Consider the following 16,900-nt stretch of genomic DNA (forward strand, 5'->3'; position numbering starts at 1 on the left):
ACTAGTCTATAACACCTTTTGTGGCTTCACCAAATCCTCAGGCGTATTTTTTTAGTTAGACCCATCACACCTCTGAGGGGCTTAGGTAATCACCTCACCCGGCACTGTCGCCTCCCGTTTCGTTAGAGCCTGCAAGGGACCACTCACTTCCTGCAGATATTTACGAACCGCAGTGCGTTGTGCCTCCTTCGCAGACTCCTCCTTCGACTCAGGAGCCGTGAAACCCAGCTTGAGTCCATCCCACTGACTCGCCGACGGATATTTCTCACGAGCATTCCACACCAGCGAGAACGACGCCAAGGTGTTCAGTTCCTTCTTCGTCGCAGCCTTCGACAGCACATCAGAAACCGTTGCCACGCGCGAAGACTCGGCAACACTCACCGAAATCTTCGACTGCGCACCCGAGGGCAGGCTCAGCGCCTTCTCCGGAGCCAACTGAATATTCAGGTGAATCTGCTGCACCCGCTCGTTCTTCAAATCCAGCTCAGCCAGAGTACGGAAACGCTTCATCAGGGATTCATAGTTCTCATCAATCACCACAGCATTCAGGCGCAGCTCATCCGCCAGCAGACCCACCTGGGCGTAGCTCGCATTAGTTCCCAACGCCGCGTTAGCGGTCAGCACCTTCAGCCACTGCTCTTCGTTTAGGATTGCCGATTCATTCACACGCAGCGGGCTCACCGGCTCATTCGTCACCGTATTGGCAACATTCTGCGGATCATTCGCCAAGTCCACACCGCCATAGGTGACGCTCAGCCGATGCAGAGAACCGTAGACAGACAGGTTCGTCAGCGCTGTAGCAGCCGCCGCCAAATCGGCCTGTGCCGCCTCGGTGAGGGAGAAAGAACCCACCAGGCGCAGATCCTGTTCACGACGCCCCTGACCCACATAAATACGCCCCAGCGACTCAATCTTCAGGTAGCGGGTATCGATATTTTCACGCACCAGACGCTCACGACGCGCCAACAGCTTCTCCGTTGAAACCACCACCGCTGCATCCTCGCCCAGCACACCGGTGGCGGCAATCTGCGGCATTGCGGCAAGCACCCCGGCGGCGGCGGCCACGCCGCCGGTCAGAAGCAGGGAACGGCGGGGCATCACGAGGCGGCGCGCCTGCCCAGCAATAGACTCTTTAGCGGCATCTACGCGGGTAGAGGGGGTCTGAGCAACAGCGTCCTCAGCGGCAACGGATGCCGCCTCAGAAAAGCCTTGAGAGGCTCCCGGGGTAGAAGTATCAAGAATGTGAGAGTTCTCGGGTTCAAGGGTAGGTGAAGAAGACACAGATTCTCCAGATTGAGGGCGAGCGTAAAGCCCACCAGCGGTTTGAGGGGAGTGAAGTCCCTCTAGAATACCGCTCGCGCCCTTGCACCTGCTGAAGAATCGCGGCGCATCAATCACAAGGGCATAAAGAAAACCTATGGGGTGGACTCAGTCCACCCCATAGGTCACAAACTTCATGAGAGTTCTCAGATCTCACCGCAGGCTGTTTAGTCGTCCTGCGCAGCCGTAGCGTTCGGAGCCGGAATATTAGCCGACTCAGCAGCCAACTCAGCGATACGGATTTCGCCGGTCGTCGGATCATCGTAGGTCACGTACTCGGTACCGCCAGCCGTAGGCTCAGCGTCCTCGTTCACGTGATTCTCCGCAATCAGGAAGCCGTGCGCACCAAGAATCTTAGCGACGCGGTCAATATCCTGCGGGGTCGGGGTATGATCCACCACTCGACGAATGTACTCGTTAATGCGCTGGTCACTCACGTACGCCTCACCACGGGCAGCACGGGACTGCATGAGCTGGCGAACAACTTCCTGCAGCTGCTCATCGGTCAGACGCATCTTCAAAATAGCCATCACTGCCGCACGGTCCTGCACCGGAACATCCTTGGGATACCCGACGCTCAGCCAGTCGATTACTCGAGAGATCATGCTCTTATCAGGCATCGAGTCCCTCCTTCGAAGCAGTCATTATATGCAATTTAGTGTTCACGGGATTAGTGGCCTCCACCGGTTACGCCGAAGATATTCCAGCCGAAAGTGTGGTCGATAAAGTCCTTAGCGACCCAGAGAATACCGATGATTACGATTGCTACGATAATAGCAAAAATGCAAGACGCGGCAATCTTCGCCACCGTTCCCGGAGGCTCAATTTCAACGAGCTTACCGTCCGCAGTGTACTCGGTACGGCCAGCCAGCAGACGCAGACCCAACGCATACAGCACCGGAAGGCCCGCGCCGAAGAACAGACCGGCGATGAGCACCGGAATGACCTTATCCAGAATGTCAATCACGTATTGCATGGCTACGAACCTGCCTTCTCAGTAGCAAGAGTCTGAGCTTCTGGGGAGACTTCAGCGCTGGTGACTGCAGCGCCTTCCTTTTCATCCCAGTCGCCAGTCACGTTCGAAGCGTCAATGTTGTCCTTCTGGGAATGACGCCACATCAGGAAGCAGAAGATAATCAGCAACGCGAACACGGTCATTTCGCCAACAAACTGAGTACCGGTCAGAGTATTCAGACCGTGACCAATCAACCAGGTCAGCGCACCCACAATAGCGGCAGCCGGCAGAGTAATCAGCCAAGCAACCACCATACGGCCAGCAACGTACCAGCGAACCTCAGCACCCTTACGACCCAGGCCACTACCCAGAATCGAACCGGATGCCACGTGAGTGGTGGACAGCGCCATACCGAAGTGGGAAGAAGTCAGAATAATCGCGGCGGATGCACCATCAGCAGCAACACCCTGCGGGGTGTCTACCTCAACGATACCCTTACCGAGGGTGCGGATAATGCGCCAACCGCCCAGGTAAGTACCCAGAGCAATAGCGATAGCGCAGGAAGCCTTCACCCACAGGGGGATCGCGTCATCGTTGCTCAGAGTGCCCGAAGCAACCAGAGCCAGGAAGATCACGCCCATGGTCTTCTGCGCATCGTTGGTACCGTGCGCCAGAGACATCAGGGATGCGGTCGCAACCTGTCCCTTACGGAAGCCACCGTGCTTACGATCATCAGCCACCGGGGCAGCAATACGGTAGACCAACCAAGTGCCGGTTGCCGCCACGATAGCTGCGATGACGGGGGAGAGGACCGCGGGAACAATAATCTTGGACAGAACGCCCATCCACTGCACGCCGTCAAAGCCGATCGCGACAATAGCCGAACCAATCAGGCCACCGAACAGAGCGTGCGACGAGGAGGAGGGAAGACCCAGAAGCCAGGTCAAAACGTTCCAGAGGATGCCGCCAACCAGGCCGGTAAAGACGATGAGCATCAGCGCCGAACCGTCCGTTGTTACATCGATACGATCCAGGTTCACGATGCCACTACCGACCGAGCGTGCCACCTCAACAGAGAGGAACGCACCGACAAGGTTCAGAGACGCAGACAGCGCCACGGCGGTCTTAGGCTTCAGTGCACCGGTTGCAATGGAGGTTGCCATCGCGTTACCGGTGTCGTGGAAGCCATTCGTAAAGTCGAAGGCGAGCGCGGTAAGCACCACGATCACGAGAATAATGAGTTCTGTAGTCACAAGAAAATTATCTGTCGGTTTTCGCGAAATCTAAAGTATTCCGAATTAACACGAAATAACAGATAAACCCACGGTATTGAGCGGGTTTTTATGAGGGTTTTACTATAGAGCCCATATTTCAACAGTAAAAACGCTGACATTCCGCAGTAAAATAGGTGCACCCGACAGAATACTTAAGTTGTTTTATGTGGCTTAAGCGTAGGCGTGGGGGAGAGGGGCGATTATATCCATCGATAGGCTAAAGTGTGTTCACCAAGTGTTCACTTTCAGGAACCTCCCAGCTTTCTTTTTGTGACACACCTTTATTATTCAGACCTCATTTGGGTCACCAAGCTACCCGCACCGGATACTCCTGTGGGTTTTACAGAGCTGGGGTTACAGTACTGGGGCTTCGGCGGAGCAAGTTCTCTGCGGCAGCGGGTTTTCTGTAGCGGCGCACGCTTCAGCATCGAAAAGGAACAACCCCGGCCACCAGTCCGCAGCACACGCAACACACTAGCTTCACGAGGCACCCATACCGGATCCCCTGATTCGCATCAGCAGACATAACAAAAGACCCCGTATCTTTTAATACGGGGTCTATTTCAAAAATAAACCGGCGATGACCTACTCTCCCACACCCACAAAAGTGCAGTACCATCGGCGCGAAGAGTCTTAGCTTCTGGGTTCGGAATGGAGCCAGGCGTTTCCCTCTTGCTATAATCACCGGAAAGTGGAGGCGAGGGGACTCGAACCCCTAACCCTCTGCTTGCAAAGCAGATGCGCTACCAATTGCGCCACGCCCCCGTCTCAGCGGAAACCACTGTTTAGTTATTTTTCCAAGCCTTTACGACTTCATTGCTCTGGTACTTTTTCAGAACCATCACAGTGACAAACGAAAGAACAGTAAGAATCAATAATTTCTTCATTATTGCCTTTCATAATGTGGAGTGGGCGTACCAAGAATCGAACTTGGGACCTCTTCGTTATCAGCGAAGCGCTCTAACCGTCTGAGCTATACGCCCTCCCTCTGCGGAATTTCTTCCGTAGAACGAGATATAACTATACAGGTGTTTGAGGGTAACACCAAATCAAAAAAGCATGTTCTGCATCACATGTTAATATTGGGGGTTCCCGCGCATACAGAGTGGGGTATGCAGAACGGGCGGCACCGCCTCCACCAGAGACAGCACCGCCCGCACACAAAGCTCAAAAGCTACAAACTAGGACTCATCGCTCAGAGTCAAGGTCACGCCACCAACCAGCTTCGCAGCCAGGTTGTACAGAATCGCGCCAATCATACCCAGCAGAGTAAAGACCACAGTGTTGACCACAGCAAAAATAGTAGTCACCAAAGCAACCTGACCCAGCGAAATCATCTGCGAAATATCCACAGTGGTCGAACCGGTACCCAGCGAGCTAATCAGCTGGTTCACACCGGTAAACGCGCCAGAAGCCTGCAGGAACAGCCACAGAATCACCGAAGCCACCACAGTCACAATGCCCAAAGCAATAGACAGCAGGAAGATCAGCTTAGCCACCGACCAAGTATCAACCTTCTGAACCACCAGACGTGCGCGACGAATCTTAGAACGCGGCGCCGGACGCACCAGCTGACGGCGGGAACCGGTCGGACGCTTAGCGTTTACAGGGCGTTTGCCGGCAGGACGCTTAGCGGTACCGCCAGGACGAGCCTGGCCCGAACGCGCCTGAGCCGGGCGACGCGCGCCAGCCTTAGCCGCACCCGAAGACTTAGATGCGCCAGCCGACGCCGAACGCTGTGCCGACGCAGGAGAGGAGCTCGCGGGAGTGCTGCTCATTAGTTACCTCCAGTAGCGGTGAGATCGGCAGCCGCCGCTTCACCCTCGTTGTCCGTACCGGGCGCCTCAGAAGACTCCGAAGCCTCGGTGTTCTCAGTGGTTTCATCGTCGCTATCATCCAGCTGACGATCCTGGTTGCGCGCAACACCAATAATAGAATCGCCCTTACCGGGCTTTGCAAAGATAACACCCATAGTATCGCGTCCCTTCGCGGGAACCTCATTCACATTCGAACGAACGACCTTGCCGCTAGCCATAACCACCAGCACCTCGTCCTCTTCATCCACAATGAGGCCACCGACCAGGGCGCCACGATCCTCAACTAGCTTAGCAACCTTAATGCCAAAACCGTTACGGCCCTGCACGCGGTACTCATCCACGCTCGTACGCTTCGCGTAACCACCCTCAGTGACCACGAAGACGAAAGAGCCCTCAGTGACCACATTCGCAGAAATCAGCTCGTCGCCCTCACGGAATTTCATACCGGTCACACCGGAAGTGGAGCGACCCATCGGGCGCAGCGACGCATCATCAGCGTGGAAGCGCAGCGACATACCGTTACGCGACACGAGCAGAATATCGTCCTGAGCCGACACGGTGAACGCCGAAACAACCTCATCGCCCTCACGCAGGTTAATCGCAATCAGGCCGGCAGTACGGTTCGTATCGTAATCGCTCAGGCGGCTCTTCTTCACCATGCCACCGCGAGTAGCAAGGACCAAGTACTCAGCATCCTCGTAGCTCTTCAGCTCCATGACCTGAGCAATATGCTCGCCGCCCTGGAACTCCAGCAGGTTCGCAATGTGCTGACCCTTCGCGTCACGACCGGCTTCCTGCAGCTCGTAACCCTTCGCACGGTACACGCGACCCAGATTCGTGAAGAAAAGAATCCAGCTGTGCGTGGTCGTCACAAAGAAGTGCTCCACCACATCGTCACCGCGCAGGGAGGCACCCTTAATGCCCTTACCGCCGCGGTGCTGGCTACGGTACTGATCACTGCGGGTGCGCTTAATGTAGCCGCCGCGAGTAATCGTAACCACGACCTCTTCCTCGGGAATGAGGTCTTCCATGGACATATCGCCGTTGTAGCCGTACATAATCTGGGTGCGACGCTCATCGCCGTAGCGGTTCACAATCTCGCCCAGCTCCTCAGAGATAATCTCGCGCTGGCGAGTCTCCGAAGCAATAATCGCGTTGTACTCAGCGATCATGCGCATCAGCTCATCGTGGCGATCCTGAATCTTCTGACGCTCCAAAGCAGCCAGACGACGCAGCTGCATGTTCAGAATAGCCTGCGCCTGAGCCTCATCAATCTGCAGGAACTCCATCAGGCCGCTACGCGCCTCATCAGCGGTGGGGGAGCGGCGAATCAGGGCAATAACCTCATCCAGAGCGTCCAGAGCCTTCAGCAGGCCACGCAGGATGTGCGCCTCTTCCTCCGCCTGACGCAGACGGTAACGGGTACGACGAACGATAACGTCCATCTGGTGATCCACCCAGTGACGCACAAACGCATCCAGGGACAGGGTACGCGGCACGCCATCCACAATGGCGAGCATATTCGCCGAGAAGTTCTCCTGCAGCTGGGTGTGCTTGTACAGGTTGTTCAGCACAACCTTCGGGGAAGCATCACGCTTGAGCACAATCACCAGACGCTGACCGGTACGACCCGACGTCTCATCGCGCAGATCCGCAATGCCGGTAACCTTACCGTCCTTGATGAGCTCAGCAATCTTAATCGCCAGGTTATCCGGGTTCGCCTGGTACGGCAGCTCAGTGACCACCAGGCAGGTACGACCGTGGATTTCTTCCACGTTGACCACCGCGCGCATGGTGATGGAGCCACGACCGGTGCGGTACGCATCCTCAATGCCCTTGGTGCCCAGAATCTGTGCGCCGGTGGGGAAGTCAGGGCCCTTAATGCGCGCCATCAGCGCGTTCAGCAGCTCCTCATTGGTGGCGTGCGGGTTCTTCAGGAACCACTCCACACCCTCGGCAACCTCACGCAGGTTATGCGGCGGGATATTGGTCGCCATACCCACAGCAATACCTGAAGAACCGTTGACCAGCAGGTTCGGGATGCGCGCGGGCAGAACGGTAGGCTCCAGGGACTTGCCGTCGTAGTTGGGCTGGAAATCAACGGTGTCTTCGTTGATGTCACGCACCATCTCAAGGGCAATGGGAGCCATCTTGGTCTCGGTGTATCGAGGCGCTGCAGCACCGTCGTTACCGGGGGAGCCGAAGTTACCCTGACCCAGAGCCAGCGGGTAACGCATAATCCAGCTCTGAATCAGGCGCACCAGAGTGTCGTAGATAGCGCTATCGCCGTGGGGGTGGAACTGACCCATCACGTCGCCGACCACGCGGGCGCACTTATTGAAGGATCGGTCCGGGCGGTAGCCGCCGTCGTACATCGCGTAGATCACGCGGCGGTGCACGGGCTTGAGGCCGTCACGCACATCCGGCAGGGCGCGGCCAATAATAACCGCCATTGCGTAGTCCAGGTAGGAACGCTGCATCTCAGTCTGCAGGTCCACCTGTTCAATGTGACCGTGGTGGTCTACGCTTTCCGCGCCACCATTGCTGACAACCTCAGCTTTGGTAGTCTCATTCTGGTGTTCTTCGCTCATAACTTTCTCATTACTTTATATCTCGATCAACATATGCCCCAGTCTGCATATTGCCTATGAGGCATATGCCGTTTCGGGCTAGATATCGAGGAATCGAATGTCTTTTGCGTTCTGCTGGATAAACTCACGACGAGCCTCAACGTCCTCACCCATCAGAACAGAGAAGATCTGGTCAGCAGCAGCCGCATCCTCCATCTTCACCTGAAGCAGGGTACGGCGTGCCGGGTCCATGGTGGTATCCCACAGCTCGGTGTAGTCCATCTCGCCCAGACCCTTGTAACGCTGAATGCCGTTATCCTTGGGCAGGCGCAGGTTCTTCGCCGCGCCACGAGCCAGAGCCTCATCACGCTCAGCATCCGAGTACACGTAATCGTGCGGAGCGTTCGACCACTTGATGCGGTACAGCGGCGGCTGAGCCAGGTACACGTAACCAGCCTCAATCAGCGGACGCATAAAGCGGAAGAGCAGGGTCAGCAGCAGAGTCGTAATGTGCTGGCCGTCGACGTCCGCATCCGCCATCAGAACAATCTTGTGGTAGCGTGCCTTCTCAATATCGAAGTCGTCGCCGATGCCGGTACCGAAGGCGGTAATCATTGCCTGAATTTCAGCATTGGACAGGGCACGGTCTAGGCGAGCACGCTCAACGTTCAGGATTTTACCGCGCAGCGGCAGAATAGCCTGAGTGTTCGGGTCACGGCCCTGCACTGCCGAACCACCCGCAGAGTCACCCTCCACCAGGTAAATCTCAGAGATCGACGGGTCCTTCGAGGAGCAGTCCTTGAGCTTACCGGGCATGGAGCTGGTCTCCAGCAGGCCCTTGCGGCGGGTGGTCTCGCGAGCCTTACGAGCTGCAATACGCGCCTGAGCGGCAGTGATTGCACGGCGAACAATGTCCTTTGCCACCGCGGGGTTACGACCAAACCAGTCGCTGAGGTGATCGTTCACCTCACGCTGGGTGAAGGACTTTGCCTCCGAGTTACCCAGCTTGGTCTTGGTCTGGCCCTCGAACTGCGGCTCAGAAATCTTAATCGAGATGACCGCGGTCAGGCCCTCACGCACGTCTTCACCGGTGAGGTTATCGTCCTTATCGCGCAGCAGCTTGTTCTCACGCGCGTAACGGTTCACCAGAGAGGTCAGAGCGGCGCGGAAACCCTCTTCGTGGGTACCACCCTCGTGGGTGTTAATCGTGTTCGCGTACGAGTAGACGGACTCCTTGTACGCGCCGGTCCACTGCATCGCCACTTCCAGGCTCATGTTGCGGTCGGTGTCTTCGGACTCAAAGGAGACGATCTCCTCGTTCACGATGGTCTTCGCGCCAGCGTTGAGGAAGTGTACGTAGTCGAACAGGCCGTTGTCGTAACGGTAGGTGACGGTTGTGTAGCCGTCAGCGTTCGCACGTACGCGGTTGAGGGTGTTTTCCTTCTCCTCTTCAGCAACCTCGTCACCGGTGAACTTCTCGCGCTCATCGGTCAGGGTGATGGTCAGGCCCTTGTTCAGGAACGCCATCTGCTGGAAGCGAGCGCGCAGAGTCTCAAAGTCGAACTCGACGGTCTCAAAAATCTCCGGGTCCGGGTAGAACGTCTGAATCGTGCCGGTCTTATCGGAGGGCTCGCCGCGACGCAGAGGGCCGTCCGGCACGCCACCGTTCGAGAAGGAAATATGCCATGCGTAGCCCTGGCGGTGCACCTCGGTAATCACGCGGGTAGACAGCGCGTTCACCACGGAGATACCCACGCCGTGCAGACCACCGGAGACCGAGTAGCCGCCGCCGCCGAACTTACCGCCAGCGTGCAGCACGGTCATGACAACCTCAACGGTGGACTTGTGCTCGGTGGGGTGCTCATCCACGGGGATACCGCGGCCGTCGTCCTTCACGCGGACGGAGCCGTCAGCCTGAATGGTCACGTCAATTTCGGAGGCGTAGCCGGCGAGCGCCTCATCGACCGAGTTATCTACAACCTCGTAGACCAGGTGGTGCAGACCGCGCTCAGTGGTCGAGCCAATGTACATGCCGGGGCGCTTACGAACCGCTTCCAGACCTTCCAGCACGGTAATATCGGATGCACCGTATTCATGCGGCTGTTCAGATGCATTCTGTTCAGATGCCACGAGGCAGAACTCCTTGAGTAGATGATGCAACCGGCGAAGAAGAACTGCGGGCAGCTCAGAGGGGAGCCTAGAACGCCTCACGAAGGGCACCAGATGGCGCCTGCACAACCCGCGTTGCCGGTGATGCCCATAGGTGGGCACACTTTACGCATTGTCTCTTTTATTTTACCGAGCAAGAGAGCATAAAACCATCTACATACGTCACATATTGAGCTTTTTTGGGCGCCACCACCCGCTCAAAAGCCCGCAAAGGCGGTTTAGAGTGTTTCAACCCCCTTTTGAGATAGGGGGTACGGTTCACCACTTCGTGGAGGTTGCCGGCGATTCTAAAGCTTTCATAGCGTGCAGAAAATCATGAGGTGCAGAAAAGGGGCACGTTTCATACAACGCCCCCAATGTCTCAGTTTCCCGCCGTGGCAATGCGACGCAGCGACGCGATGCGCCTACCCGTAGGTATCGCGCACACCGCGCATGCCGGTGGCGCGCCGATAGCCTCGCTGACTCCAGCGACCGTTATTCGGGCCCAACACGCGGACCTGAGCTACGACACCCTCGCCCAGTTCCCTGCGGAAAAGTTCGATAAGGTGCCCATGCATCAGACGCAGCTGCGTGGTCCAGGCGGTAGAGTCGCACTGGACTTCAACGATGGAGTTTTCGAAGCTGATCGGGCGGGTATGCGCGGCGATTTCGGGGCCCACAAGCTCAGCCCAACGCGCCAGCACGCTAGAGACCGCCACGGGCTCTTTCCAGCCGCGAGAGCGAATCAGGGCACTAACGATGCCACCGAGGGGTTTAGGGTCGCGAGAGCTCTCTCCGGGGCCACTATAACCACCCATCACGCGAGGGTCCCAGCCCTGCGCTCGCCGTGATTTCTTCTTCGAGGCGGTGCCGGACATGACTGCACCGAAATCGCGCATGATTTTATTCGCAGAGAAGGCGTTGAGAGGCGCTTCGCCACGTTCCTGAGCCGCCACGCGCATACGGGTCAGTAGGGCGGAGGGGGCGTCCACCTCGTCGCGATAGAACTCGCCCACGCTATCAACCTCGCGCGGGTTTTGAGGCTCTGTAAACTGCAGTTCCGCGAATTCACCGAATGTTTCACGTGAAACATGGTTTTGAGGGCGGACGGGGTTACTCATCGCCGTCACCCTCCGCGAGCGCAGAAGCGGTCGAGCTCGACTGCCCCGCAGAGCCAGTGACAGAGTCGGTGGCAGGCTGCACATACTCGGCGTGCCCCGCCGTCACCGATACCAAGCGGTAGTCACCCAGCTCCTCCGGAATATCGCTGAGCACCGCGCAGGTAATCAACACCTGCTCCGCGTCGGCAATCATCGCACCCAGGCGGTGGCGGCGCGCAGAATCAAGCTCCGCAAACACATCATCAAGAATCAGAATCGGCGAAGAACCCACCGAGGAGTCATCCTCAACATGCACAAACCAGGACGCCAACTTCAGCGCCAGAGCAAAAGACCAGCTCTCGCCGTGCGAGGCAAAATGCTTCACCGGCATGCCACCGAGCAGCAGGGTAATATCCTCACGGTGCGGACCCACCAGGGTCACGCCACGCTCAATCTCATCGCGCCGACGCTCCGCAAAACCGCGCATCAAAGCCTCCTTGAGGTCCTCAACGCGCATCAGTGCCGCATGCTCGATCGAGCGCTCACCCATGCTCGAAAAAACAGTCGACTCATAGTTGAAACCGACCTCTTTAGAGCCGTCCGTCAGCCCCGCGTAGGCGCGGCGAAGCTGCGGCAAAAAACGCTGCAACAGACGAAAACGCGCAGAAAGCAGCTGAGCACCCAGAGTCGACAGCTGCTCATCCCATACCGAGAGCGTGCTCAAAGCGTTCTCGTCCCGCGCCTTACGCTGCATGGATTTCAGCAGCGAATTACGCTGCCGCAAAATCCGCTCATACTCGCTACGGTACCCGGAAACCACCGGACGCAAAGAGCTTGCCAAATCGTCCACAAAACGACGACGACCCGCCGGGTCTCCCTTCACCAATTGAAGGTCCTCCGGGGAGAACAGCACCGTACGGGCAATACCCAGCGCCTCTTTGGCACGCACCGGCGCGGCACGATTAATGCGCACCCGGTTACTCTGCCCCGGAGCAATCTCAAACTCGGTCACCGTCTGTTGCGAACCGCGCACCGTACGGGTGCGAATATAGGCGCGTGAAGCACCCGCTCGCACCAGCGGCCCGTCATGGCTCACGCGGTGCGAAGACAGCGACGCCGCATAGTCAATCGCCTCAACAATATTGGTTTTCCCCACACCATTAGAGCCCAGAAACACCGTAACTCCTGCCGAAAGAGGCAGGCTCAGCAGAGCGTAGGTACGGTAATCCAACAACGAAATATGGTCAATATACACCTGAGCAGCTCCTTTCGTGCGGTTCGGTTGGGGATGGGTACGGGAGGGCAGAAAGCACAGCCCCGCGGGCTTCCTTGGGCAGAACCTTGGGAGGCGCGCGGGGCGGCAAACACTGAAACTAGTTCGACGGCAGGCGAACCGGCATCAGCAGGTAACGGTAGTTGCGGTCATCCTCAGCCAGAGGCTCGTCCTGACCGGAAATCACGGCGGGCTTCGGCGCATCGGTGAAGGAGAAACGAACGAACTCAGTACCGAAAACCTTCAAACCATCCGAGAGGTAGGCGGGGTTGTACGCAACGGTGATGTCATCACCGGACAGGTGCGCCTGTAGAGTCTCGGAAGCCTGAGCCTCGTCACCGCGGCCGGCATCAATAGCAACCGAACCCTGAGTGAACTTCAGACGCAGGGGAGTGTTGCGCTCCGCCACGAGGGAGATACGGCGAGCAGCCTCAGCCAGGTCGGAGGTGCGAACCACCGCGTGAATCGGGGTCTGCTCGGGGAACAGTGCACGGATGTTGGGGTAATCTCCGTCCATCAAAACGCTGGTGGTGCGGCGGGTACCCGCTGCGAAGCCGATCAGCTCACCCGCTGCGGGCAGAGCAATAGACAGTTCACCGGATCCAGAGAGGGTACTACCGACCTCGGAGACGGTCTTAGCCTTCAGCAATACAGCCGCCTGAACATCGGGGTTGGCTGGGTTCCACTTGATTTCGCGCATTGCCAGGCGGTAGCGGTCGGTGGCGAGCAGGGTCATGGTGTCGCCATTGATTTCTACGCGGATACCGGTCAGAAGCGGCAGGGTCTCATCCTTGGACACCGCAATCTGAACCTGCTTGACTGCTTCAGCAAATTCGGCGCCGTCCACGGTACCGGAAATTTTGGGAAGCTCGGGAAGCTCGGGGTAGTCCACGACCGGCATGCCAGCCAGCTGGAAGTTAGCGGAACGGCAGCGAATACGAATCACGGACTCATCTGCAGTGAACTCGACGGGTGCGTTCGGCAAAGAGCGGCAAATTTCTGCCAGAATCTTGCCGGGAACCAGGCAAACGCCTTCTGCCTCAACATCGGCTGCAATGACCTGACGGGCGCTGGTCTCGTGATCGAAGCTTGCGATGCTGACCTCACCTGCGGAGGCGGTAATCAGCAGACCGTTGAGTACGGGGGAGGTGGGACGCAGCGGAAGTGAGCGTGCCGTCCAGCCGACTGCTTCGGCAAGGACATCGCGTTCAACGGTGAATTTCATCGAGAAGGCGCCTTTCACGGAATTAGATAGTAGTTTTTGGGCGCACGTAAAGCTTTGGACGATAGAGCCGGAAATACCGCGTGCTCTGATGCGCAGTGAATCTTCCGCGCGCGCGTCTATCCATCCTACCGGATTTTGTAATTACACAGAGACTCGAAGGTCAACCCTACAGCGAAAAATCGGGTGAGATGAGGTATGGAGGGTTACCGTATTTTTGTAATTACAAAGATATGTGGAAGAGGCGGCAAACACACTCGAAAACAGGTTCGAACTGAGTGATGGCCCAGTGTTGGTTTCTTGCGCAAACCCAACCCAAGAGATAGCGTGCAGCCATCGACCCAAATCAGTGAAAATCTACGATTTCAGTAGGGACGCATAGAAAAACCTGAACCAGCCAGGTCGGTCGGGAAGAACTACTTGTTATGGGGAGGATTTTTTCTTTAAGTACAGTAGTATTGTTAACGCTTGTGGAAACGGTGGAAAACCCCTTCCTTGCCTGCAACGACGCGGAAGTAGCCTGTGGACATTATGTGGAAGAACCCACTTGGTGCTGAGGATGCATTGTGTATGGATATTTATACATTCCCTCGATTCCACACCTTTTGAATATTCATGCACTTAACGTCCACACGAATGCATGAGTTAAAGCACAGCTTATCCACACCCCGAAAAATCCAGTTTTTCGAGTCACTAAAATCCTCGAAATCATCGTGAAGCCCCGCCCCGAAGCCTATAAAACACCTAGTCGAGGCGCAAAATAAGCTACGGGACAGGGACAAAAACACATCTAGCCGGCGGCGCGCTGCTCCTGGCGGATCAAATTCGTCAACTCAGTCACCTGATTAAAAATCGTCTGACGCTCAGCCATCTGCGCGCTCACCTTACGCACCGCGTGCATCACCGTCGTATGGTCGCGGCCACCCAAATCGTTGCCAATACGCGGCAGAGACATCTCGGTCAGCTCACGCAGAAGATACATCGCCACCTGACGCGCATTCGTGAGCGTACGGGTGCGAGACTTCGATTGCATATCCTCAATGGACACATCAAAATACTTCGCCACCGTCGCCAAAACCAGCGCCGACGTAATCTCCGCACCACCGGTGTCAGAGAGCAAATCCTTCAGATAAGTCTCAGCCTCAGCTAGGGTAATGGGCTCCGGCGGCTTCTTCATCGAGGCGGCAGCGCTCGCACGAATCAGAGCGCCCTCCAACTCGCGAATATTGGCCGTGACATGGGAAGCAATGTACTCCATGACGTCATCTCGCACCGGCAAAATCTCGTTCTGAGCTTTCTTCCGCAGAATCGCGATACGAGTCTCCAGCTCCGGAGGCTGCACATCCACATTCAGGCCCGAACCGAAACGTGAACGCATACGCTCAGCGAAACCGGTCAGCTGCTTCGGCGGCAAATCAGAGGTAATCACGATCTGCTTCTGGTGGTTGTACAGGGCGTTAAACGTATGGAAGAACTCCTCCATCGTCGCCTCTTTACCCGCCAAAAACTGGATATCGTCAATCAGCAGAACATCAACATTGCGGTAAATCTGCTTGAACGACGAACCCTCATCATCACGAATCGAGTTAATGAAGTCATTCGTGAACTCCTCAGAATTCACGTAGCGCACCCGCAAATTCGGGTACAGATACTTGGTGTAGTGGCCAATCGCGTGCAGCAGGTGGGTCTTACCCAGACCCGAACCGCCGTAGATGAACAGCGGGTTATAGACAATGCCGGGCTGCTCCGCCACCGCGAAAGCGCTCGCGTGCGCAAAGCGGTTGGACTGACCGATCACGAAGGTGTCGAAGGTGTAGTTCGGGTTCAGTCGGGCAGAGCTATCCCAAGTCGGCACGTTTTCTGGGTCTTCATGCGGATGCACCTGCTGGGCCTCTGGCACCGCCGGGGCGTCCGGAACGAAAGTGGGTGCCGGGTACTCGCGAGGCGCCGGCGCGGGCTGCTGTGCGGAGGGAAATCCGGCACGCTCCGCCTCCAAAGCCTGCAGGGAGGGGCGGGTGACCTGCTCATCGGCGGGCACCTCATAGTGGTCAGGGCCCGGATGCGGCTCTGTGTAGTACTCAAAGGCGCGCGAGCCTGCGGGCACCTCAGGATGTGCAGAAGCCGTCGCTACCGAAGGGATGGACTGATGCTCAACAGGCACCTCGCGCTCACCATGGAAAACGTCCTGACTTGCAGGTTCAACCGGAACCATCGACTCATTCACATCGAAAAGCGCGGTGGTCGACGGACCAAAAGCCTCATGCAGGGCCGCACGGAACGAAGCACTAATCTGCTCCTCGAAGACTGCGCGGGTGAGCTTATTCGGCACCTCAATGATGAGGCGAGAAGAACCCATTAGCCCCTGAGGCTGCGCAAGATTCACGAAACCGCGCTGACGTGCCGTCACTGCCGGATCGGCGGCAAGAATGGAGAGCAGATGCGCCCAGCGCGCCTGAAGGGAGTCGGTCATGGAATTCTTTACTTTCACTCGATGTGAAGCGGTGGCACAGTAAAGAAATTATGCCGGAAACCACCGCGAGGTCATTAAGATTCTACCCGCTTAATACACAGGGAGAGAAAGTTATCCACAAGAGTTTTCCACACGGTGGAAAACTTGTAATTACAGGGGTGGATAAGCGGTGGATTTAAGTGCACAACAGGGTTTCTTCCTTGATATTTAGCGGAAAACTCCAAGAGCTCAAGGATGTGGATAACTCGCCGATAGTAGGAGGTGTGGGTGGGATATACACCGTGGTGGATACCATACCGCCACAAATACCCCCAGGCTTACACTCCAAGAGTATGTAGTGTCTCCACAGCCTGTATACCCGCCTCAATCACCGCCTCCACACCACAAACGAGCCCGGAATCACGCGGAAAAAAGCGTCAAGAACTTGATTTACGCCCTCCACTCTTCTAAAGTTGTGCTGTTGTGTGTGCACCGCCTACTGCGAATAGTTGCGGTACCTCCGTGCACCAAGAAGCGTACGGTTCCGATACCCCTGAGGGCACGAACCGCAAAAATCAAGGAGACAAAGTATGAGCAAGCGTACTTTCCAGCCGAACAACCGCCGTCGCGCTAAGAAGCACGGCTTCCGTCTGCGTATGCGTACCCGTGCAGGCCGCGCGATTCTGTCGAGCCGCCGCGGTAAGGGCCGCGCAAAGCTCTCGGCCTAATCACGGCATATAGTTCGCCCGCCGATGCACACGCATCGGCGGGG

The 16,900-nt window shown here is 56.9% G+C and carries 12 protein-coding genes, 2 tRNA genes and 1 rRNA gene; 1 reads left to right on the forward strand and 14 read right to left on the reverse strand.

Features of this window, described 5'->3' with window-relative positions:
* Positions 1–81 precede the first annotated feature (81 nt).
* The 14 genes from HMPREF2779_RS07025 to dnaA form a co-directional block, all read right to left on the reverse strand.
* Positions 82–1,281 (reverse strand): acetamidase, encoded by a 1,200-nt coding sequence (locus HMPREF2779_RS07025; RefSeq protein ID WP_105361179.1) that lies wholly within the window; start codon positions 1,279–1,281, stop codon positions 82–84.
* A 206-nt stretch (positions 1,282–1,487) separates the two neighbouring features.
* The gene (locus tag HMPREF2779_RS07030) at positions 1,488–1,940 is read right to left on the reverse strand and encodes a DUF3349 domain-containing protein (protein ID WP_012902638.1); all 453 of its coding nucleotides are present in this window, start codon (positions 1,938–1,940) and stop codon (positions 1,488–1,490) included.
* 50 nt (positions 1,941–1,990) lie between these two features.
* The gene (locus tag HMPREF2779_RS07035; RefSeq protein WP_070684768.1) at positions 1,991–2,296 is read right to left on the reverse strand and encodes a hypothetical protein; all 306 of its coding nucleotides are present in this window, start codon (positions 2,294–2,296) and stop codon (positions 1,991–1,993) included.
* A 2-nt stretch (positions 2,297–2,298) separates the two neighbouring features.
* Positions 2,299–3,528, reverse strand: coding sequence for an inorganic phosphate transporter (locus HMPREF2779_RS07040; protein WP_105361180.1), 1,230 nt, complete (start codon positions 3,526–3,528; stop codon positions 2,299–2,301).
* A gap of 593 nt (positions 3,529–4,121) precedes the next feature.
* A 5S ribosomal RNA gene (gene rrf, locus HMPREF2779_RS07045) occupies positions 4,122–4,238 on the reverse strand.
* 3 nt (positions 4,239–4,241) lie between these two features.
* Positions 4,242–4,314: transfer RNA gene (locus tag HMPREF2779_RS07050), tRNA-Ala, on the reverse strand.
* 144 nt (positions 4,315–4,458) lie between these two features.
* Positions 4,459–4,532, reverse strand: a tRNA-Ile gene (locus HMPREF2779_RS07055).
* Between the two features lie 198 nt (positions 4,533–4,730).
* Positions 4,731–5,327 (reverse strand): DUF3566 domain-containing protein, encoded by a 597-nt coding sequence (locus HMPREF2779_RS07060; RefSeq protein WP_005508012.1) that lies wholly within the window; start codon positions 5,325–5,327, stop codon positions 4,731–4,733.
* On the reverse strand, positions 5,327–7,957 hold the full coding sequence (gyrA, locus tag HMPREF2779_RS07065) for a DNA gyrase subunit A (protein ID WP_105361181.1): 2,631 nt from the start codon (positions 7,955–7,957) through the stop codon (positions 5,327–5,329). Before gyrA ends, HMPREF2779_RS07060 begins: the two co-directional genes overlap by 1 nt.
* A 78-nt stretch (positions 7,958–8,035) precedes the next feature.
* A complete protein-coding gene (gyrB, locus tag HMPREF2779_RS07070; protein WP_049354140.1) occupies positions 8,036–10,066 on the reverse strand; it encodes a DNA topoisomerase (ATP-hydrolyzing) subunit B in 2,031 nt (676 codons plus the stop codon).
* 443 nt (positions 10,067–10,509) lie between these two features.
* Positions 10,510–11,100, reverse strand: a complete 591-nt coding sequence (locus HMPREF2779_RS07075; RefSeq protein WP_369825420.1) for a DciA family protein — start codon at positions 11,098–11,100, stop codon at positions 10,510–10,512.
* Positions 11,101–11,197: 97 nt separating this feature from the next.
* Complete coding sequence (recF, locus tag HMPREF2779_RS07080) at positions 11,198–12,439, reverse strand: DNA replication/repair protein RecF (RefSeq protein ID WP_049354142.1); 1,242 nt, start codon at positions 12,437–12,439, stop codon at positions 11,198–11,200.
* Positions 12,440–12,557: 118 nt separating this feature from the next.
* Positions 12,558–13,682 carry a DNA polymerase III subunit beta gene (gene dnaN, locus HMPREF2779_RS07085; RefSeq protein WP_105361183.1) on the reverse strand — a complete coding sequence of 375 codons (1,125 nt, stop codon included), beginning with the start codon at positions 13,680–13,682 and terminating at the stop codon, positions 12,558–12,560.
* Positions 13,683–14,469: 787 nt separating this feature from the next.
* Positions 14,470–16,149: a chromosomal replication initiator protein DnaA gene (gene dnaA, locus HMPREF2779_RS07090; RefSeq protein WP_070684780.1), complete on the reverse strand. Its 1,680-nt coding sequence runs from the start codon at positions 16,147–16,149 to the stop codon at positions 14,470–14,472.
* 569 nt (positions 16,150–16,718) lie between these two features.
* Between dnaA and rpmH the strand changes: the two genes are divergently transcribed.
* Positions 16,719–16,856 (forward strand): 50S ribosomal protein L34, encoded by a 138-nt coding sequence (gene rpmH / locus HMPREF2779_RS07095; protein ID WP_005504094.1) that lies wholly within the window; start codon positions 16,719–16,721, stop codon positions 16,854–16,856.
* The last annotated feature ends 44 nt before the right edge of the window (positions 16,857–16,900 follow it).

Source organism: Rothia sp. HMSC069C03 (assembly GCF_001811075.1).
GTDB lineage: Bacteria > Actinomycetota > Actinomycetes > Actinomycetales > Micrococcaceae > Rothia > Rothia mucilaginosa.